This is a genomic window from Anaerospora sp. (assembly GCF_032013335.1).
Lineage (GTDB): Bacteria > Bacillota > Negativicutes > Sporomusales > DSM-15969 > Anaerospora.
On the sequence record NZ_DALZUO010000002.1, the window covers coordinates 200,459 to 219,315 of the forward strand.

Annotated in this window: 22 protein-coding genes; all 22 read left to right on the forward strand. The window is 44.3% G+C overall.

The window, feature by feature from the left end; all coding sequences use genetic code 11:
- Positions 1-53 precede the first annotated feature (53 nt).
- The 22 genes from minC (at position 54) to nadD (ending at position 18,838) form a co-directional block, all read left to right on the forward strand.
- Complete coding sequence (gene minC, locus RTR76_RS02975) at positions 54-698, forward strand: septum site-determining protein MinC (RefSeq protein ID WP_312516544.1); 645 nt, start codon at positions 54-56, stop codon at positions 696-698.
- Between the two features lie 5 nt (positions 699-703).
- On the forward strand, positions 704-1,495 hold the full coding sequence (gene minD / locus RTR76_RS02980; protein WP_312516546.1) for a septum site-determining protein MinD: 792 nt from the start codon (positions 704-706) through the stop codon (positions 1,493-1,495).
- Positions 1,496-1,512: 17 nt separating this feature from the next.
- Positions 1,513-1,791, forward strand: coding sequence for a cell division topological specificity factor MinE (minE, locus tag RTR76_RS02985; protein WP_312516548.1), 279 nt, complete (start codon positions 1,513-1,515; stop codon positions 1,789-1,791).
- A gap of 281 nt (positions 1,792-2,072) precedes the next feature.
- Positions 2,073-3,179, forward strand: a complete 1,107-nt coding sequence (gene rodA, locus RTR76_RS02990; RefSeq protein WP_312516550.1) for a rod shape-determining protein RodA — start codon at positions 2,073-2,075, stop codon at positions 3,177-3,179.
- A 113-nt stretch (positions 3,180-3,292) separates the two neighbouring features.
- Positions 3,293-4,042, forward strand: coding sequence for a M23 family metallopeptidase (locus tag RTR76_RS02995; protein ID WP_312516552.1), 750 nt, complete (start codon positions 3,293-3,295; stop codon positions 4,040-4,042).
- A 4-nt stretch (positions 4,043-4,046) separates the two neighbouring features.
- Positions 4,047-4,919 carry a site-2 protease family protein gene (locus RTR76_RS03000; protein WP_312516554.1) on the forward strand — a complete coding sequence of 291 codons (873 nt, stop codon included), beginning with the start codon at positions 4,047-4,049 and terminating at the stop codon, positions 4,917-4,919.
- Between the two features lie 147 nt (positions 4,920-5,066).
- Entirely contained in the window at positions 5,067-6,920 is a 1,854-nt protein-coding gene (locus RTR76_RS03005) for a TIGR03960 family B12-binding radical SAM protein (protein WP_312516556.1), read from the forward strand.
- Positions 6,920-7,621: a TIGR03936 family radical SAM-associated protein gene (locus RTR76_RS03010; protein ID WP_312516558.1), complete on the forward strand. Its 702-nt coding sequence runs from the start codon at positions 6,920-6,922 to the stop codon at positions 7,619-7,621. Before RTR76_RS03005 ends, RTR76_RS03010 begins: the two co-directional genes overlap by 1 nt.
- Before the next feature lie 22 nt (positions 7,622-7,643).
- Positions 7,644-9,089 carry an Rne/Rng family ribonuclease gene (locus RTR76_RS03015; protein WP_312516560.1) on the forward strand — a complete coding sequence of 482 codons (1,446 nt, stop codon included), beginning with the start codon at positions 7,644-7,646 and terminating at the stop codon, positions 9,087-9,089.
- A gap of 145 nt (positions 9,090-9,234) precedes the next feature.
- Positions 9,235-9,546, forward strand: coding sequence for a 50S ribosomal protein L21 (gene rplU / locus RTR76_RS03020; RefSeq protein WP_312516562.1), 312 nt, complete (start codon positions 9,235-9,237; stop codon positions 9,544-9,546).
- Entirely contained in the window at positions 9,546-9,866 is a 321-nt protein-coding gene (locus RTR76_RS03025; protein WP_312516564.1) for a ribosomal-processing cysteine protease Prp, read from the forward strand. The genes rplU and RTR76_RS03025 overlap by 1 nt, the downstream gene beginning before the upstream one ends.
- A gap of 5 nt (positions 9,867-9,871) precedes the next feature.
- Positions 9,872-10,165, forward strand: coding sequence for a 50S ribosomal protein L27 (rpmA, locus tag RTR76_RS03030; protein ID WP_312516566.1), 294 nt, complete (start codon positions 9,872-9,874; stop codon positions 10,163-10,165).
- Positions 10,166-10,326: 161 nt separating this feature from the next.
- Entirely contained in the window at positions 10,327-10,551 is a 225-nt protein-coding gene (locus RTR76_RS03035; RefSeq protein WP_312516568.1) for a Spo0B domain-containing protein, read from the forward strand.
- Between the two features lie 75 nt (positions 10,552-10,626).
- A complete protein-coding gene (gene obgE, locus RTR76_RS03040; RefSeq protein WP_312516570.1) occupies positions 10,627-11,898 on the forward strand; it encodes a GTPase ObgE in 1,272 nt (423 codons plus the stop codon).
- 20 nt (positions 11,899-11,918) lie between these two features.
- A complete protein-coding gene (gene yhbY / locus RTR76_RS03045; RefSeq protein WP_312516572.1) occupies positions 11,919-12,212 on the forward strand; it encodes a ribosome assembly RNA-binding protein YhbY in 294 nt (97 codons plus the stop codon).
- Positions 12,213-12,224: 12 nt separating this feature from the next.
- Entirely contained in the window at positions 12,225-13,352 is a 1,128-nt protein-coding gene (gene proB / locus RTR76_RS03050) for a glutamate 5-kinase (protein WP_312516574.1), read from the forward strand.
- 14 nt (positions 13,353-13,366) lie between these two features.
- Positions 13,367-14,620 carry a glutamate-5-semialdehyde dehydrogenase gene (locus RTR76_RS03055; protein ID WP_312516576.1) on the forward strand — a complete coding sequence of 418 codons (1,254 nt, stop codon included), beginning with the start codon at positions 13,367-13,369 and terminating at the stop codon, positions 14,618-14,620.
- A gap of 153 nt (positions 14,621-14,773) precedes the next feature.
- Entirely contained in the window at positions 14,774-15,841 is a 1,068-nt protein-coding gene (locus tag RTR76_RS03060) for an efflux RND transporter periplasmic adaptor subunit (protein ID WP_312516578.1), read from the forward strand.
- 179 nt (positions 15,842-16,020) lie between these two features.
- Complete coding sequence (locus RTR76_RS03065) at positions 16,021-16,704, forward strand: ABC transporter ATP-binding protein (RefSeq protein WP_312516580.1); 684 nt, start codon at positions 16,021-16,023, stop codon at positions 16,702-16,704.
- A gap of 6 nt (positions 16,705-16,710) precedes the next feature.
- Positions 16,711-17,925, forward strand: coding sequence for an ABC transporter permease (locus tag RTR76_RS03070; RefSeq protein ID WP_312516582.1), 1,215 nt, complete (start codon positions 16,711-16,713; stop codon positions 17,923-17,925).
- The gene (locus RTR76_RS03075) at positions 17,918-18,109 is read left to right on the forward strand and encodes a hypothetical protein (protein ID WP_312516584.1); all 192 of its coding nucleotides are present in this window, start codon (positions 17,918-17,920) and stop codon (positions 18,107-18,109) included. Before RTR76_RS03070 ends, RTR76_RS03075 begins: the two co-directional genes overlap by 8 nt.
- 132 nt (positions 18,110-18,241) lie before the next feature.
- Positions 18,242-18,838 carry a nicotinate-nucleotide adenylyltransferase gene (gene nadD, locus RTR76_RS03080; protein ID WP_396144169.1) on the forward strand — a complete coding sequence of 199 codons (597 nt, stop codon included), beginning with the start codon at positions 18,242-18,244 and terminating at the stop codon, positions 18,836-18,838.
- The last annotated feature ends 19 nt before the right edge of the window (positions 18,839-18,857 follow it).

Sequence of the window (18,857 nt, forward strand, 5' to 3'; positions counted from 1 at the left end):
CGAATTTTAGTTGACAAATAAGAGATGATTTGTGGTAAAATTTAGGAGACAGCATGCATGACGCAGTAATGTTTAAAGGAAGCCGCGATGGTATTCGATTAATCATTAATCAGTCAGTTGAATTCGGTTATATCCTTAATCAGCTGAAAGCAAAATTAGATGAAGCGGCAGACTTTTTTACTGCCGGCACTACGGTAAAGGTACCTGCAGCCCTCAGTTTTTTAAATGGGGAACAGCGGGAGGAATTAGCTGGGTTATTAGCCCATTATGGGCTGCAATGTGCAGAATGCAACGAGACTTATGCACCGGAAGAGGAGCTGGAGGTGCCCGAGCATGTTCCTGCTCAGCTTGAACGTCATGTACATGAAACGCTTATTGTACCGCGTACCTTGCGGGGAGGGCAAAAGCTGATTCACGATGGATCGGTTATCATTGATGGAGACGTCAATCCTGGAGCAGAGGTTATCGCAGGTGGCAATATTACTATTTTAGGCACTTGTCGGGGTGTAGCCCATGCCGGTGCTTATGGTAATGAGGAAGCCACCATTACAGCAAAACGGCTGATTGCCAGCCAACTGCGTATTGCCGGACTTATTGCCCGGGCACCGGACTATCTGGATATATCGACCTATGTGGAAACTGCACGTATTGATAATCATCATATCATTATTGAGCCGGCGACTTTAGGGGAGGAATAGCTATCATGGGTGAAGTTATTGTAATTACGTCCGGCAAAGGCGGTGTGGGGAAAACTACCACAACTGCGAACCTGGGGACAGGATTTGCCCTGCAAGGAAAAAAAGTAGTTTTAGTTGATGCTGATATTGGTTTACGTAATCTGGATGTAGTTATGGGATTAGAGAATCGAATTGTTTATGATTTAGTTGATGTTACAGAGGGCAACTGTCGTTTAAGGCAGGCGCTGATCAGAGATAAGCGCTATGAAACCTTATACTTGCTGCCTGCTGCTCAGACACGGGATAAGAATGCTGTTAATCCGGAACAAATGAAACAATTATGCCTTGATTTAGCGCAAGAGTTTGATTATGTCCTTATTGACTGCCCGGCTGGTATTGAGCAAGGCTTTAAAAACGCCATTGCCGGAGCGGATAAGGCGATTATTGTTACTACTCCTGAAGTTTCGGCAGTTCGTGATGCTGACCGTATTATCGGGCTGTTGGAGTCGGAAGGAAAAAGCAACCCTAAACTCATCGTAAACCGCATTCGCCCTCATATGGTGAAAAAAGGTGATATGATGAACATTGATGATATTATTGAAATACTGGCAATCGATTTGTTGGGAATTATTCCGGAAGATGAATACATTGTTGTATCTACTAACCGCGGAGAACCAGCTGTAGTAAATCCGACATCCCTTGCTAGTACTGCATATAAAAATATTGTCCGCCGGTTAACCGGTGAAAACGTGCCGCTCATGGAAATGCAGGTTGAAGATGGATTATTACATAGACTGAAAAAAATATTTGGTTTTTAAAGGAGGCGAGAATAGGTATGTTTGATTTAATTCACCGATTGTTTTCCAAAGAAAATAGTGGATCGAAGGATATTGCCAAAGAACGGCTTCGTCTGGTCCTGGTGCATGACCGGGTCAACGTCTCGCCGCAGTTTATGGAAATTTTAAAAGATGATATGATTAAAGTGATCTCGAATTATATGGAGATCAATGAAAAGGATATGGAAGTTAATTTGACAAGTTCTAACTCCTCGGTTGCTTTGGTTGCGAATATTCCTGTTAACCGCATGAAGCGCAATATAACGATGAATGAGTAAAGTAGAAGGCACAGACGACAGGGTCTGTGCCTTCTTATTCTGAAAGAAAACTGGACTAAGCGGTAAAATATGATTATAATGAATTAGGGCGTGTCTGAAAACTATCTGACCACCCACTGACGGCGCTTTTTGTGCCATACTTCATTAAAATTTTTTGAAATAGGAGCCGCTATTCCTGCAAAATTTTATCTCGTCTGGCGCAAAAATCGCTCGCCATTGGTCAGCCTGCTAGTTATCAGGCAAGCCCTAGATAATGTAGATAGACGGAGAAGAAGCTTATTATGCTCAACCGGCGTTTATTGAAGAATTTGGATTTTGTTGTTATTGCAGTTACAGCCCTGCTTATTTTGATAAGTCTTATCATTATTGGCAGTGCCACGCATATTAATAATCCGAGTGAAGATCGATATTGGTATGTACAGCGGCAGGGGATTTTTGCTATTGCCAATATAATTGTTATTTTTCTTATGCTGCATATGGATTATAAGGTGTTGTCCAAATACGCTAATTTCTTTTATTGGACGAACCTTGCGATGTTGTTAGCTGTTATGTTTGTAGGAACATCGGCTCTGGGGGCGCAGCGATGGATTCAAATTGGCCCCATAAGCCTGCAGCCTTCTGAGTTTTCCAAACTGATTATGATTATTTGTTTGGCGAGTATGCTTGAAAAAAGGATTGGCCAGCTTAATTCCTTTCGGGAGATATTGCCTGTGTTTATTTACGTAGGTATACCCTTTCTTCTGGTTCTTAAGCAGCCTGATTTGGGAACATCGCTTGTATTTATGGCGATTTTGTTTGGAATGATTTTTATTGCGGGTATCAGTATTCGCCATCTGATGATGATTTTTGGTGCCGGGACAGCCATCTTGCCCATTTTTTGGCACTTCTTAAAGGATTATCAAAAACAGCGATTGACCGTCTTTATCGACCCTAATGTCGATCCACTTGGATCGGGCTATCATATCATTCAATCTAAGATTGCTATTGGGTCAGGAATGTTATTTGGGAAGGGATTATTCAGCGGTACCCAGAGTCAGTTGAATTTTTTGCCGGAAAATCATACTGATTTTATTTTTGCTGTTATTGGCGAAGAATTGGGCTTTATAGGATCGGCAATTATTTTACTGCTTTACCTGGTTTTGCTATATCGGGGAGTTAAAATTGCTGCATCTGCAAAAGATAATTTTGGTACCTTATTAGCGACCGGTATTACATCAATGCTGACGTTTCATGTTTTGGTTAATGTTGGGATGACCGCAGGAATTATGCCAGTTACAGGGATTCCTTTACCACTTATGAGTTATGGTGTGAGCGCGCTTACAACAAATCTTATCAGTATTGGAATCTTGCTGAATATTTATATGCGACGACAAAAAATCATGTTTTAATAATGAAGTTTTAGAAGTGCACAAGCTATGCTTGTGCACTTTTTTGGTCTATTTACCGGTATTGATCATATATTTTTTACTAAGGGCGACCATTGCATGTGGGGGGATGAATCATGGCAAAGCTGTTAAATAAATTGAAAAAAGATACCCGGTGGGGTGAGTCGGCCCGGGATTATCATTGGCAATATGACGAAGAACCCGATTACACCTGGTTGAAAAAGCTTGTCGTTGCAGCACTCATTTTTACGGTTGGTTATATTGCTCAAGTTTCGGATACTGCAATTGGTAAAACAGTGACGGGTGGTATTCGCTATGTATTAACTTTTGAGACGGATTTTGGTTATATAGCGGAACGCTTAGCCCCTTATGCGCCGCAAGGCTTTAATACGATGGTGTTAAAACGGGTTCAAACAACAGTTTCCAAGCCTGCCGATCCACTGCTTTATATGTCAAAGCCCATTGAAGGAAAAGTAATAGCTCCCTTTGGTTGGTGGACTCATCCTGTATTAAAGCAGGAAATGATGCATGAGGGTATCGATTTTGAGGCGTTTCCAGGTACAAATGTAAAAGCTGCTTCGTCAGGAAAGGTAAAAGCAATATCAGAGAGTGCTCAGTTTGGTAAAACATTGATTATTGAGCATAGTCAAGAGATTGACACGCTTTATGGGCATCTTGGGGAGACATTAGTAAATGCCGGAGATATGGTCAGCCAGGGGCAGATTGTAGCAAAATCAGGTAAAACAGGTATGACGGCAGGACCTGCTTTGTATTTTGAAATACGGGAAAAAGGTAAGCCTATTGATCCAATGAGCCGGCTTAAGGGAGATTTCCCAACTAACTTGCCAAATAAAGAAGGGAAGTGAAGGTTTGCACACCGGAAAGGTGGCAGGAATCCAAATCATATTAAACAACTGGTTTTTAGTGCTGTTGGGCTTATTTGCCATGGTAGGAATGCTGGGGAAGGTAGTAATCGTTTTCTTTGCCATCATTTGTCATGAGCTTGCTCATGCCGGCACTGCTTTCCTGCTGGGGTTTAAGGTGCGGGAAATTGAATTACTTCCTTTTGGCGGAGTCGCACGAATCGAGCGCCTTAATGAAGCTGCTCCCATGCAGGATATGGTAATTGCTGTTGCCGGTCCGTTATGCAGTTTGGTTTTAGCGGCAATGACGCATATGATTATGACCGAGTATGCCTACCTTCACGAAGAATGGGGCTTTTTCCTGAAGGTAAATATTATGCTTGCTTGCTTTAATCTTTTACCAGCGCTGCCCTTAGATGGAGGCCGTATTCTCCGGGCGTGGCTGTGCCAGATTTGGGACTATGGCAAGGCTACTGCAGCTGTGGTTAAAATAAGCATGGCCGTCAGTTTTTGTTTAATCAGTTATTCCATTGCTGAATTTTTCTTGACGTATACTATCAATGTTACCTTTATCGGTGCCGGTATTTTTCTTTTTACTGCCGCGAGAGTAGAGGCAAAGGTAGCGGGTTTCCGGGTCATGCGCGTCTTAGCTCACAAAAAAGAATTGCTTACTGCTAAGGGCATAATGCCTACTGCTCATTATACAGCTGTAAGTACAATGCGCATCAAGGAAGTAATGCGGCTTTTTCAACCTGAACAATACTACATTGTCATTGTAGTAGATGAAAATTTGGCTGTTCAGGGCCAAGTCACGGAAACTGAATTATGGGAAGCGCTGACAACGAAGGGCATTTCGGCAACACTATTTGATATTTTATAGTAATCCTGCACATTCGGGCAGGATTTTTTTCTTTATCATAGAACATTCATAAAGCTTATGATGTTTTTTACATCAATGATATATCATTTTTGAATATTCTAATTTCTGGTAATACTATTTACTAGTTATTGCACATGGAGGTACGTAATGATTCAGTTGGATCCTGCTATACTACACCGGGTGTCCAAGCCTTCCCGCTATACCGGGCACGAATGGAACAGTATAAAGAAAGACCATAAAGAGGTGGATGTAACCTTTGCGCTGGCCTTTCCTGATGTTTATGAGGTCGGTATGTCCCATTTGGGCTTGAAAATTCTTTACCATATTCTTAATAAACGGGCTGATACGGCAGCGGAGCGTGTCTTTGCACCTTGGGTGGATATGGAAGCTGAAATGCGGGCGGCTAATATTCCCCTGCATACGCTGGAAAGTTTTCGTCCGGTCAGTGAATTTGATGTCGTTGGCTTTACTCTGCAATATGAATTGAGTTATACCAATATCATAAACATGCTTGATTTAGCCGGAATACCACTGCTATCAGCCGAGCGAACTGAGGAGCATCCGTTTATTATAGTCGGGGGACCCTGTTCGTTTAATGGAGAGCCGATTGCAGATTTTATTGACTTCTTTTCACTTGGTGAGTCTGAAGAAGCAATAGAAGAAATTGCCGAATGCGTTGCTTCCTGGAAGAAAGCGGGTAAGCCGGGCGGAAGACAGGGGCTGCTTACGCAAATGGCTCAGTTTGAAGGGATATATGTGCCGGCATTTTATGATGTGGTCTATCATCAGGATGGAACGCTGAAAAGCATAACTCCTAACCGGCCCGAAGCAAAAGCTAAAATAGTGAAGCGTGTGGTAAAAGATCTGGAAACAATTGATTACCCGACAAAGCCGGTGATGCCTTATCTGGATGTCGTTCATGACCGGGCCGTAATTGAATTGTTTCGTGGCTGTACCCGTGGCTGCCGGTTTTGCCAGGCGGGCATGCTTTATCGTCCCGTGCGGGAACGTAAACCGGAGACTTTATTGAAGCTGGCTCAGCAGATTATCGATAACACCGGCTATAGTGAAATTTCGTTAACTTCACTGAGCTCGGCTGACTATTCCTGTCTGCATGAATTGGTTACTAAATTAATTGAACAGTTCAAAGATCAAGGAGTTAGTGTATCTTTGCCATCACTCAGAATTGATAGTTTCTCAATTCAATTAGCGCAGGAAGTGCAGCAAGTGCGAAAAAGCGGGCTTACTTTTGCGCCTGAAGCCGGTTCGCAGCGCCTGCGCGACGTAATTAATAAAGGTGTAACGGAGAAAAACTTCGAAGATGCGGTAAGCTCTGCTTTTCAGGCTGGCTGGTCATCAGTCAAATTGTATTTTATGATTGGTCTGCCGACAGAAACAGATGAAGACATTAAGGGAATTGCCGATTTGGCTTATAAAGTATTAGATCTGTACCGGGAGGTAAAAGGGAAGCGCGGTGCAAAAGTGACAATAGGCGTTTCCTCTTTTGTACCTAAGTCTCATACCGCTTTCCAGTGGTTTGGCCAAAATACAACTGCTGAAATAGAGCGCAAACAGCAATATCTCAGGTCATTAATTAAAGACCGTAACATATCCTACAATTATCATGATTCGCGGACAAGCTTCCTGGAAGGTGTATTTGCCAGAGGCGACCGCCGGCTCAGTCAGGTTGTTCTTGCTGCCTGGCGTAATGGTGCAAAATATGACGGCTGGACTGAACACTTTCGCTATGATGTTTGGATGCAGGCGTTTGCAGAGGTTGGCTTGGATCCCGTATTTTATGCAAACCGTGAGCGCTCGAAAGAGGAACTGCTGCCGTGGGACCATCTGGAAGCCGCTATACATAAAGAATATCTGCTCCAGGAATATGAACGGGCAGTGGCTCAGGATGCTACAATTGATTGCCGCCGGGATGTATGTGGAACATGTGGCGTTTGCCCAGAATTGGGTGTGTCGGTAATTGATTGGGAGGGAAGAGCATAATGGCAAAAGTAAGGCTGGAAATCAGCAAAGGCGATGAAATCCGCTTCTTATCACATTTGGACTACGCTCGTACCATAGAACGTGCCGTGCGTCGATCTAAGCTGCCTGTTGCCTATTCAGAGGGGTTTAACCCTCACATGAAGGTTGCCTATGCATCAGCCTTAAGTGTAGGTGTGGCAAGCAGAATTGAATACATGGATATGGACTTATCAGAACCCCTTGAACCTGCTGTAATTAAAGAGCGCTTAGAGGCGCAGTTCCCAGAGGGCATCGTGCTTAGACGATTGAAATATGTTGCTGATAGGACGCCGGCACTTATGGCGGTTGTTAATTTATCCGTCTATTGTTTAACTGTACCGGTCATACAAGGTGCTGATGAAGCCCGACTTAAGGCTAGTGTTGATGCTTTTAACAAAGCTGAAAGTGTTATATATGTGAGAGAGTCACCTAAAGGGCGGCGCGAAATTGATATAAAGCAATTTATGGACTGTGAAGTAACCGCCGTTCTGAAGGAATCGGCAATTGAACTCGGAGTGTGCATACGCATGACACCTACGGGCAGTGTTAAGCCAAGTGAAGTATTAGCAGCTCTTGTTGACATGTATGGGTTATCTGTAAAAAAAGAAAGTGCGTTTATTGATAGACTGGATTTATTTATTACAGATGGTGAGCGACGGATTACGCCGATGGAAGTAGTATAGCGCTGTAGAGGGAGGGAGGGGCATGACAAAAACCATTATTGCCAATATAATGGCGGAAGAGACGCGAATGGCGCTTGTCGAGAATGGACACTTAGCGGAAATTTCTATTGAACGCAGCGAAAGCGGCCATATTGTTGGTAATATTTATAAAGGCAGAATCAAAAATATTTTGCCTGGAATGCAGGCGGCCTTTGTTGATATTGGCCGGGATAAAAATGCGTTTTTATATTTGGGAGATTTGCCTTCTCATTCAACTCCGGATACAGCTGAAAGGCGTCCCCTCGTAACTGCAGGCCAGGATATTGTTGTACAGATTGTAAAAGATGCTATGGGGACAAAAGGGCCGCGCGTAACTACGCAAATTACTCTTCCGGGACGGTTTGTCGTATTAATGCCTACGGTGGATTACGTAGGTATCTCACGGCGTATTGACAGTGAAGCCGAGCGGGAACGTCTTCGCCAGGTTGCTGAAAAAGTACGTCCGCCGGGGATGGGGCTTATTGTCCGCACCGTTGCTCAAAATAAAAGTGAAGAAGATATCTCTAAAGACATTGCTTATCTGTTGAATTTTTGGAACGCACTAGCAGCCAGAGCGAAGCGATCTGCAGTTCCGGCACTCTTATTCCGTGATGTTGACTTAGTCATTCGCATTGTTCGCGATTACCTGTCGCCTGATGTGGCTGAGTTTATTCTTGATAACAAGGAAGCGCATGGACGGGTTTGTGATTTGCTGAATTTCAGTTCACCTGAACTGGTATCGAAGGTGCAGCTTTATCAGGGGCAGGAGGATATATTCTCTTTTTATCGCATTGCTGAAGAAATTGAGCAGCTTGCTAAACGCAAAATATGGCTCAAGTGCGGCGGTTATATTGTTATTGATCATACCGAGGCACTTACGGTTATTGATGTTAATACCGGAAAGTTTGTAGGGCGAACGAGTTTATCTGATACTGTTTTTCAAACAAACCTAGAGGCTGCAGCAGAAATTGCGCGGCAGATCCGTCTCCGTGATATTGGCGGTATTATTATTATTGATTTTATTGACATGGACAAGGAAGAACAAAAAAAAGCAGTATTGGCGGTACTTGAACAAAAAGTAAAACAAGACCGGACAAAAACAAATATTTTGGGTCTTACTAGTCTGGGGCTTGTTGAAATGACACGCAAGAAAGCCAGACAAAATGTGGATCAGTCTTTGTATAATGAATGCCCCTGCTGTGAAGGACGGGGCAGGATACAGTCCGCCGAGACGGTAGTCATTCAGGTTCTGCGTAAATTGCGTCACTTAGTTGGGCGGCAGCATGTCAAAGGGGCTTTGATCGTACAGGTTCACCCCCGGATCGCTGAAGTGCTGCAGCGCAAAGGGGAAAAAGAGCGGCTTGAGCAAGAGTTAGCCCGGACGATTACCATCGAAGCGGTACCATCTCTGCACGCTGAAACTTTTTCAATCCTCTCCGGTAAAGAGTAGCCAGATGATTGACAATAACTTGGCAGTATGTTACAATTACATGCTGTAAGTACCTATACTTACTGTCCCAAACCGCACGGAGAGGTTTTTGAAATTCCGCAAGGATACCGTATTCGGCGAGTATATAAGCAAGGGAGGTGTAATCATGTACGCAATTATCGAAACAGGCGGTAAACAATACCGTGTAACTGAAGGCGATGTAGTAACTATCGAGAAGCTGGAAGCTAATCAAGGAGAAGCGGTTGAATTTGGCCGTGTTCTGACTGTAGTTAAAGAAGGCGAAGTCGTAATTGGCAGACCGTTAGTAGCGGGTGCTAAAGTTACTGGTAAAGTAGTTGAGCATGGCAAAGGAAAGAAAATTCTTGTTTTCAAATACAAAGCCAAATCCAACTATCGTAGACGTCAAGGCCATCGTCAGCCTTTCACTAAAGTTGTTATCGAAAAGATCGAAGCTTAATGATTAAAGTGCAAATTATGCGTGAAGCAGACGAAGCCATTATTGGTTTTCGTGTAAGCGGACATGCCAATGTTGCTCCCAAAGGACATGACATCGTCTGTGCCGGTGTTTCTGCACTGACGCAGGCTGCTGTTTTAGGGTTGGAACGGTATTTAAAGCGCCAATTTACACTTGATATCACAAGTGGAAAACTTCTAATGGAACTAACCGGTCCGCCGGATGAACGAACGCAGGCTGTTCTTGAGACCATGTTACTTGGCCTTCAAGAAATTGCCAGCACTTATCCTAAAAGTGTTCAAATTCAAGAACACAGGAGGTGAATGAGATGTTTAAATTTGACCTTCAGTTATTTGCACATAAAAAGGGTGTTGGTAGCTCCCGTAATGGTCGTGACAGTGCGGCTCAACGCCTTGGTGTAAAACGCCAGGCAGGAGAAGTTGTAACTGCCGGCAGCATTATCGTCCGTCAACGTGGTACTAAGTTCCATCCAGGACATAATGTAGGCATTGGCAGCGATGATACGCTGTTCGCTAAAATCGCAGGAAAAGTTTCTTTTGAACGTAAGGGTCGCGTTGACCGTCAAGTTAGCGTATATCCTGTAGAAGAGACTGCTATTTAATGCTTATAAAGTCTTAACCTGCGGCATACCGCCGCAGGTTTGCTTTTTTTTATCCTTTTTTTATCCTTTTTATCGTCCTTAGCTTTCTTTTGGTAGGATTTTTACTATATTAAGCGAAGAAGATAACATTGTGTCGATAATAAGGAAGGACTGATCGATGTATGGCTAAACTTGAAGTCAAAGAAGAAGTACTCTTGCTGTTGAAAATGCAACGCCATGATTTTATTAATCATCTGCAGGTTATTCATGCCATGATTCAATTAGGCAAAATGGATAAGGCGCTTATATATATTGAAGAGTTGTCAAAGGACCCTAAAGGTCTTGTGACAGAGGAACTCACTCTTAGAGCTGAAGAAATAACAGGCCAGCTCAAAGCTGGAGCATGACTAGAATTTGGCCAACTCGTACATATTAAAGATAAATCAGGTATTTTTTGGATTCCACATTAAAGGATGATTTTAATGTTTATTGATCGCGCACGAATTTTTGTTAAAGCTGGTGACGGCGGCAATGGTATGTCCAGCTTCCGGCGGGAAAAGTATGTTCCCAAAGGAGGTCCAAGTGGCGGTGATGGCGGCCGCGGCGGTGATGTAGTGTTAGTCGTTGATGAGAATCTCAACACGTTAATAGACTTTCGCTATAAAAGGCAGTTTAAAGCTTTGGCCGGAGGAAATGGTCAAACCAGCAATATGCATGGGCGGGGAGCAGAGCCGCTGTATATTGCTGTTCCACCGGGAACCGTTGCCCGGGATGAAGCAACAGGCCAGATTTTAGCTGACCTTACAGAAGCTGGTCAGGAAGTAGTAGTAGCAAGAGCCGGACGCGGTGGCAGGGGGAATGCCCGCTTTGTCAACAGTGTCAACCGGGCGCCAACTTTTGCTGAACGGGGAGAGCCTGGTGCAGAGCGCTGGCTGAATCTGGAATTAAAGGTATTAGCTGACGTGGGATTAGTTGGTTATCCCAGTGTCGGTAAATCGAGTATTTTGGCTCGTGTTTCCGCTGCCAAGCCGGAAATTGCTGCCTATCATTTTACTACGCTAAGTCCGATACTTGGTGTGGTAAGTCTTAGAGAGGGGCAGAGCTTTGTACTGGCCGATATACCTGGCCTTATTGAAGGAGCACACGAAGGCGTTGGCTTAGGACATGATTTTCTTCGCCATATTGAGCGTACCCGTGTCCTGATTCATGTTTTGGATGTGTCTGGTATGGAGGGCCGTGATCCTATTGAGGATTACCGGAAAATAAATCATGAGCTTCAGCAGTATAATGAACGCTTGGCTCGCAGACCGCAAATTATTGCAGCAAATAAAATGGACTTGCCCGAGGGGCAGGAAAACTTTGACCGGGTAGCGGAGTTTATGAAAGCAGAAGGTCGTGAGATTTTCCCGATATCTGCCGCTACAGGCGAGGGAATGCCGGAATTAATGGAACGGGCTTGGAAAATGCTTGCCGAGTACGTAGAAGAACCGGAAGCTACGGAAGAGGTAGTCGTTTATGAACCTACTCCAAATGAGGAATATAGTATCCGCCGGGATGATGACGGTGCTTATGTTGTTGAAGGCAAAAACCTGGAGAAATTAGTTGCAATGACGAATTTCGATGACGATGAAGGACTGCGGCGCTTTCAAAATATCTGGCGTAAGCAGGGGATTGATGAAGCGCTTAAAGAACGGGGCATAAAAGAAGGGGACACAGTCCGCATTAAAGATATGGAATTTGAATTTAGACCATAAGGGAGAGTTTGGGACTACATATGCTGACAGGAAAACAAAAACGACATTTACGGGCAATGGGCAGTGTGCTTGACCCGGTAGTGCAGATTGGTAAAGCCGGTGTTATTGATACAGTAGCAGACAGTGCTCAGGCGGCTTTAAAAGCTCGTGAACTTATAAAAGTACGCGTTCTGCGCAATTGTCCTGAAGAGCCGAAAGATGCACTTCTTTATTTAGCAGAAGAAACTGCGGCCGAATTGGTACAAGTCATTGGCCGTAATGGACTCTTATATAAGCGCAATGAAGAAAAAAGCAGGATAGAGCTACCGTCATAAGGGGAGAGGGCTATGCTTACCAGAAGCAATATTCCTACAGCAAAGCGAATTGTTGTCAAAGTGGGAACAAGTACGCTGAGCCATTCGACAGGAAAATTAAATTTTCAACGCATTGAAAGATTGGTTCGGGAACTGGCTGATTTAGCTAACCAGGGCAAAGAAATTATCTTAGTGACTTCAGGGGCGGTAAGCGCTGGAATGGATCGTCTGGGACTGAAAGAAAAGCCGAAGACGATACCGGAAAAGCAGGCTGCCGCTGCTGTAGGGCAAGGAATACTCCTTCATACGTATGAAAAGATTTTTGGTGAATATGGCCAAATTGTTGCGCAGGTTCTTTTGACCCGGGAAGACTCTGTTAACCGAAAACGCTACGCTAACTCCCGCAACACACTATTGACACTGCTAAGTATGGGCGTAATTCCAATCATTAACGAAAATGATGCAGTAGCAGTTGATGAATTAAAAATTGGTGATAATGATACTCTTTCGGCAATGGTGGCAAGTATAGTTGACGCCGATTTGCTGATTATTTTGTCTGATGTGGAAGGTGTTTTTACTGCTAATCCACAAAGCGACCCGACAGCTGCCCTTATTCCAGAAATCGGTGATATTACACCCGAGATTGAGGATTTAGCCGGGGGACCGGGATCGATGCGTGGCACAGGCGGGATGTACACCAAAATACAAGCAGCTAAAATAGCCGTTAATTCCGGCGTTGTTATGGTTATTGCCTCGGGATTTCGTGATGGCGTAGTACGGGAGGTCCTGAGCGGGTCGAATGTAGGGACTTTATTTCTATCGAAAGAAAGCCGGCTTCATATCCGTAAACGATGGCTGGCATTTGGTGCCCGTATTCGTGGATCTGTAATCGTTGATAAGGGCTGTGAACAGGCAATTATTACTACCGGTTCAAGCTTGCTGCCAGCTGGCATTACCACAGTTGACGGCGATTTTGAACAGGGAAGCACAATTCGGGTTTTAACTGCTGAAGGCAGAGAAATAGCTCGCGGTGTGGTAAACTATGGAGCAGATGATGTGCGTAAGATTGCTGGTATTCAGACGCAGGATATCATTGATAAGCTAGGCAGTAAACTTTATGATGAAATCATTCACCGGGATAATATGGTAGTATTGGTATAGAGGAGGAGAGTGTTATGGAGTACTTGGCAGAATTGACTGATAAGGGCCGCCAGGCGAAGCAGGCTGCACGCAAATTAGCTACGCTTTCAACTGCTGTAAAAAACCAGGGATTGGCCGCTATGGCTGATGCTTTGGAGGAACATAGTGCCCAAATCCTTGCTGCCAATGCAATTGACATCCAGCATGGCAGGGAAAAGGGGATGACGGCTTCTCTTATTGACAGGCTGATGCTGAATGAAGCGCGTATTGCAGCAATGGCAGATGGCTTGCGACAGATCATTGCTTTGCCTGATCCCATAGGCGAAGTACTTGGTATGCAGCGTCGCCCTAATGGTCTGGATATTGGTAAAATGCGTGTTCCACTGGGTGTAATTGGTATCATATATGAAGCCCGTCCCAATGTTACTGTTGATGCTGCAGGCTTATGTCTCAAGTCGGGGAATGCCTGTATTTTACGCGGTGGTTCGGAAGCGATTCATTCCAATACCGCTATTGCACAGATTTTAAACGGAGCATGCAGGTTAGCGGGAATTCCCTTAGGTGCTGTTCAGTTAATTGAAACGACTGATCGCCAGGCAGTTAATGCTTTGCTCAGGCTCAACCAATATGTAGATGTTATTATTCCTCGCGGTGGAGCCGGACTCATTAAGATGGTTGTGGAAAATAGCACAGTTCCTGTCATTGAAACGGGTACGGGGATTTGTCACACTTACGTTGATGCATGTGCAGATGTGGAGATGGCTCATAAAATTGCTTTTAATGCAAAGGTCTCCCGTCCGGCAGTCTGCAATTCAATGGAGACATTGCTTGTTCATCAGAAGGCAGCAGCAGCCTTACTGCCAGCCTTGCTTGCGGACTATCATCAGGCAGGTGTGGAATTGCGCGGCTGTCCAGAGACCCGGCAATATCACGAGGCTGTCCAGCCTGCGTCCGAAGAGGATTGGGCTACCGAATATCACGATCTTATTTTATCCATTCGAATCGTGCCGGATATGGATACTGCACTGGACCATATCGCTGCCTACAGTACCCGCCATTCTGAGGCGATTGTGACTAGCAATTATGCCAATGGCCGCCGATTTCTGCAGGAAGTGGATGCAGCCGCTGTCTATATTAATGCTTCCACCCGATTTACTGACGGTTTTGAGTTTGGTTTTGGTGCTGAAATTGGTATTAGTACGCAAAAGATGCACGCTCGGGGACCTATGGGTCTGCCGGAATTAACCAGTATTAAATATATTGTTTATGGCGATGGTCAAATTCGCTAAAAAATAAAATAAGAAATGAGCTGTTTGTAATTGTGCAGGCAGCTCATTTCTTATTTTAGCAAAGGCATGTTATACAATTAAACTTCATTGACGGTAGTGTCCTTACACCGTACAATAAGAGAGTGTTAGATAATTTTGGATGGAGGGACCCCAATGGCTACATTAGGAAAGAAAATTTGGAAGTATAAAAAATGGCTGATTGCTATTCTTGTTGTAGCAGGAGCCGCTCAGCTAGGCTATACATGGTATCAAAATAAGAATAAACCCACTGTAAGTGTCCGGACAGCAGTTGTCGAACGGGGAGAACTGATTTCGTATGTCGCAGCAACAGGTACGATCAAGCCGGTAAATAGTGTAGATATCAGCTCGAAAATCACCGGTCTTATCCGACAGGTTGGTGTCAATGAAAATGAACAGGTGACGGCAGGTCAGGTACTTGCAGTACTTGACGACACCCATTTACGGGCATTGGTTATGCAGGCCCAATCAAGACTGAATAATGCTTCGGCTAATTTGGTTCGCCTTGAGCGATTAGGTGCTTCCGGAGCGATTGCTTTGCAGCAATTGGATGCTGCCCGGATGGATTATGAAGTAGCTAGGGCCGCCAGCGATGATGCGGTAGCTCAATTAGAAGATACAATTATTAAAGCACCGATTGCAGGTACTGTAATCGGCAAGCCTGTCCCTGCTGGGCAGACTGTGGCTCCGGGGATTTCAACACCAATGGTGCTGATGACAATTGCGGATATGTCTAAAATGCAAATTGAAACACAGGTTGATGAATCAGATATTGGCAAAGTTACTGAAGGCCAGCAGGTCACCTTTACTGTAGATGCTTACTCAGGCCGTATTTTTACCGGTACGGTTTCCAATATATCGCAGAAAGCAAATATACAGCAAAATGTTGTGTATTATCCCGTTATTATTGATGTAGACACAGCAGAGGGCCTAAAGCCAACGATGACGGCCCGGGTCACTATCCATGCCGGTGAGGTGAAAAATGCACTGCTTGTTCCCTTAACCGTGATTAAAGAGAATAAAGGTACTCGCTATGTTCAAGTTCTTAAAGACGGACAGCCGCTAAATGTAACTGTTACTACGGGCTTAATTGGTGATGATAAAGTAGAAGTCCTTACCGGTTTAAAAGACGGCGACCAGCTTATTTTGCCGCAGGTAAAGGCAGGGCAATCCAGCTCACCGAAAGGCTTTTTCGGCCGCTAGTGTCTTGGCAAAGTTGTGAATTAGAATTAGACAGTGTAAATTTTTTTGCAATGCAAGGCGGAGGAGTCCGCGCATATCGGGAATATGTAAGGCGACGACAACGCAGCAGTACGAAAAAAGATACGCTGGCTAAGCTAAGATTTAACTTGGTCAAGACACTAAGGCGCAGGAGGTAGAGAATGAGCATTTCGTTAACAGATATTACGAAGGTTTATCAGATGGGGGATCAGCAGGTTCATGCCCTTGCAGGTGTGACGCTGCAAATACAAGCAGGTGACTTTGCCGCTATCATGGGACCTTCGGGGTCAGGGAAATCAACTTTAATGAACATCCTCGGCTGCTTGGATCGTCCTTCCGCTGGTTCGTATCGTTTAGATAATCAAGAGGTTGCTGCTCTTACTGATGATCAACTAGCGAAAACCCGCAATAAGAAAATTGGCTTCGTATTTCAGAATTTCAATTTACTGCCGCGCATGTCTGCATTACAAAATGTTGCGTTGCCACTGGTGTATGGCAATATTGCCAAACGGGAACGGCTTGACCGTGCAGCTGCCGCATTAGAATTAGTTGGGTTAGGCAATCGTATTGAGCATAAGCCGAATGAATTGTCAGGTGGTCAGCGCCAGCGCGTTGCGATAGCCAGAGCGCTCATTAATAATCCAACCATTATTATGGCTGATGAGCCTACAGGTAACTTGGATACTAAATCTGGTGAAGAAATCATGCTTATTTTTAATAAATTAAATCAAGAAGGTCGTACCCTTATTCTTGTTACGCATGAACCGGAAGTTGCAGATCATGCTAAACGTGTTATTTTGGTACGGGATGGACATATTGTGCGTGATGACCGGAAACAGGGGTGATTCGACATGTTTTGGGAGAGTATTACCATCGCTTTAGAAGGCCTAAAAGCAAATAAGCTGCGCTCAGTTTTAACGATGTTAGGAATTATTATCGGTGTCGGTGCAGTTATTGCTATGGTTTCAATTGGTATGGGGGTTCGGGATAAAGTACAAACCTCCATCGCCAGCCTCGGCAGTAACCTGTTGATTATCTCCCCTGGGGCCACGTCTTCATCGGGAGTTCGCCTTGCAGCAGGCTCGAATAATAGCTTGACGAATAAGGATGCACAGGCAATTGCGAGAGAAGTCTTGGGCGTAAGCTTTGTTGCACCGAGCGTCAGTAAGCAATACCAACTCGTCTACGGCAATAAAAACTGGTTTACTAATGTGCAGGGAGTAACTCCTGAGTATTTAGACGTTCGTAATTTTGCGATTGAAACAGGTACTTTCTTTACGTCTAAAGATCTCGATACCCGAACGAGGGTGGCTATTCTGGGGAAAACAACAGCCGATAATATGTTCGGTGAAGTTAATCCGCTTGGTCAGACAGTGCGCATTAATAAAGCGCCTTTTCAAGTAGTAGGTGTATTAGAGGCAAAAGGACAATCTGCCGGAGGTATGGACCAGGATGATGTAGTTCTCATCCCCTTAACAACTGCTCAGGAACGAATGATGGGGATCACTTATTTACATACAATCAGTGTTCAAGCCGATAATGCAGATACCATTAATCAAGTTCAGGATGATATTACTGAATTGCTTCGCAGCCGCCACCGTTTAACTGGCGATACCCCTGATAATTTTACGGTCCGCAATCTTGCGGCAGTAATGGCTACAGCGGAAGAAACTACGCGAACGATTACTCTGCTGCTAGGTAATATTGCTGCCATCTCTTTATTAGTAGGCGGTATCGGCATTATGAATATTATGTTGGTTTCCGTTACGGAAAGGACACGTGAAATTGGTATTCGAAAAGCGCTGGGAGCAACATACTATAATATTTTATTGCAATTCCTTATTGAAGCAATTGTTATCGGTGTAACGGGTGGTGTAATAGGTGTGCTGCTTGGTATGGGAGCCTCTTTGGCTATCTCTGCAATAGCAGGCTGGGACACGGTGGTATCGATTGCGTCAATTGTATTAGCCTTTAGCTTTTCTGTGCTGATAGGACTATTTTTCGGTATTTATCCTGCCCGTAAAGCGGCACTGCTTGATCCTATAGATGCTTTGCGGTATGAATAATTTGCTTAGCCTGCATACTAAAGAGAAAAGCCAGAAGGGGATTTTTATGGGCTATGTATATGCCATATTAAATTATTTGCGAACGGAAAAGGCCAGACATGATTTATTTGATTATCTTCGTGCAGCTATTATTATGGCTGCGGCGATGGCTGTTATTCGCATTGGACTTGGAATTATCCGTTAGTAGCCGGCCATGCCCAATAAATGCGGCATGGCTTTTTTAGGCCGCTTTTGTTACCATATTCTGCTATAATAGCATTATGAGACTGGTAAGGGAGAGGTAAACTTGGAACAGAACATACGAAAGCTAGGAATTATGGGGGGGACCTTTGATCCTATTCATATTGGTCACTTAGTTACGGCCGAAGCTGTTCGAATGGAATATGGTCTGGATGTGGTTCTGTTTGTTCCCGCAGGCCATCCGCCTCACAAATCGGATGCGTTAATTACTCCCATGCTGCATCGCTATAATATGACCGTAATGGCTACTTGTTCCAATCCGTTTTTTTATGTGTCCTCAATTGAAATGGAGCGGTCAGGACCGTCATATACAATTGATACGGTAAAGGAACTAATCAAACAATATGGTGAACAAACGGAGTTTTATTTTATAACAGGAACGGATACCATTCACGAACTGCCTACTTGGCATAATATTACAGAATTGCTGCAGTTGTGCCGTTTTGTCGGCGCTACAAGGCCGGGGTGCAATAGCATGGTTGATTCGATAATCGAACGATTTGGTAAAATTGGCAGCCAGCGTATTCATCATCTTGCAACGCCTGAGCTTGAAATTTCATCTACGGATATACGGGAGAGAATTAGAGAAGGCAGATCGATTAAGTACATCGTCCCGGAAAATGTGGAGCGGTATATTTTGAAAGAAAACCTATATCAGTATCGTTCCAAATAAAGGCAGGCATAATAATAGG

What these genes read in the sequence shown, in the direction of transcription:
- minC (WP_312516544.1), top strand. Translation starts at nt 54, where the DNA reads ATGCATGACGCAGTAATGTTTAAAGGAAGCCGCGATGGTATTCGATTA.
- minD (WP_312516546.1), top strand. Translation starts at nt 704, where the DNA reads ATGGGTGAAGTTATTGTAATTACGTCCGGCAAAGGCGGTGTGGGGAAA.
- minE (WP_312516548.1), top strand. Translation starts at nt 1,513, where the DNA reads ATGTTTGATTTAATTCACCGATTGTTTTCCAAAGAAAATAGTGGATCG.
- rodA (WP_312516550.1), top strand. Translation starts at nt 2,073, where the DNA reads ATGCTCAACCGGCGTTTATTGAAGAATTTGGATTTTGTTGTTATTGCA.
- RTR76_RS02995 (WP_312516552.1), top strand. Translation starts at nt 3,293, where the DNA reads ATGGCAAAGCTGTTAAATAAATTGAAAAAAGATACCCGGTGGGGTGAG.
- RTR76_RS03005 (WP_312516556.1), top strand. Translation starts at nt 5,067, where the DNA reads ATGATTCAGTTGGATCCTGCTATACTACACCGGGTGTCCAAGCCTTCC.
- RTR76_RS03010 (WP_312516558.1), top strand. Translation starts at nt 6,920, where the DNA reads ATGGCAAAAGTAAGGCTGGAAATCAGCAAAGGCGATGAAATCCGCTTC.
- RTR76_RS03015 (WP_312516560.1), top strand. Translation starts at nt 7,644, where the DNA reads ATGACAAAAACCATTATTGCCAATATAATGGCGGAAGAGACGCGAATG.
- rplU (WP_312516562.1), top strand. Translation starts at nt 9,235, where the DNA reads ATGTACGCAATTATCGAAACAGGCGGTAAACAATACCGTGTAACTGAA.
- RTR76_RS03025 (WP_312516564.1), top strand. Translation starts at nt 9,546, where the DNA reads ATGATTAAAGTGCAAATTATGCGTGAAGCAGACGAAGCCATTATTGGT.
- rpmA (WP_312516566.1), top strand. Translation starts at nt 9,872, where the DNA reads ATGTTTAAATTTGACCTTCAGTTATTTGCACATAAAAAGGGTGTTGGT.
- RTR76_RS03035 (WP_312516568.1), top strand. Translation starts at nt 10,327, where the DNA reads ATGGCTAAACTTGAAGTCAAAGAAGAAGTACTCTTGCTGTTGAAAATG.
- obgE (WP_312516570.1), top strand. Translation starts at nt 10,627, where the DNA reads ATGTTTATTGATCGCGCACGAATTTTTGTTAAAGCTGGTGACGGCGGC.
- yhbY (WP_312516572.1), top strand. Translation starts at nt 11,919, where the DNA reads ATGCTGACAGGAAAACAAAAACGACATTTACGGGCAATGGGCAGTGTG.
- proB (WP_312516574.1), top strand. Translation starts at nt 12,225, where the DNA reads ATGCTTACCAGAAGCAATATTCCTACAGCAAAGCGAATTGTTGTCAAA.
- RTR76_RS03055 (WP_312516576.1), top strand. Translation starts at nt 13,367, where the DNA reads ATGGAGTACTTGGCAGAATTGACTGATAAGGGCCGCCAGGCGAAGCAG.
- RTR76_RS03060 (WP_312516578.1), top strand. Translation starts at nt 14,774, where the DNA reads ATGGCTACATTAGGAAAGAAAATTTGGAAGTATAAAAAATGGCTGATT.
- RTR76_RS03065 (WP_312516580.1), top strand. Translation starts at nt 16,021, where the DNA reads ATGAGCATTTCGTTAACAGATATTACGAAGGTTTATCAGATGGGGGAT.
- RTR76_RS03070 (WP_312516582.1), top strand. Translation starts at nt 16,711, where the DNA reads ATGTTTTGGGAGAGTATTACCATCGCTTTAGAAGGCCTAAAAGCAAAT.
- RTR76_RS03075 (WP_312516584.1), top strand. Translation starts at nt 17,918, where the DNA reads ATGAATAATTTGCTTAGCCTGCATACTAAAGAGAAAAGCCAGAAGGGG.
- nadD (WP_396144169.1), top strand. Translation starts at nt 18,242, where the DNA reads ATGGGGGGGACCTTTGATCCTATTCATATTGGTCACTTAGTTACGGCC.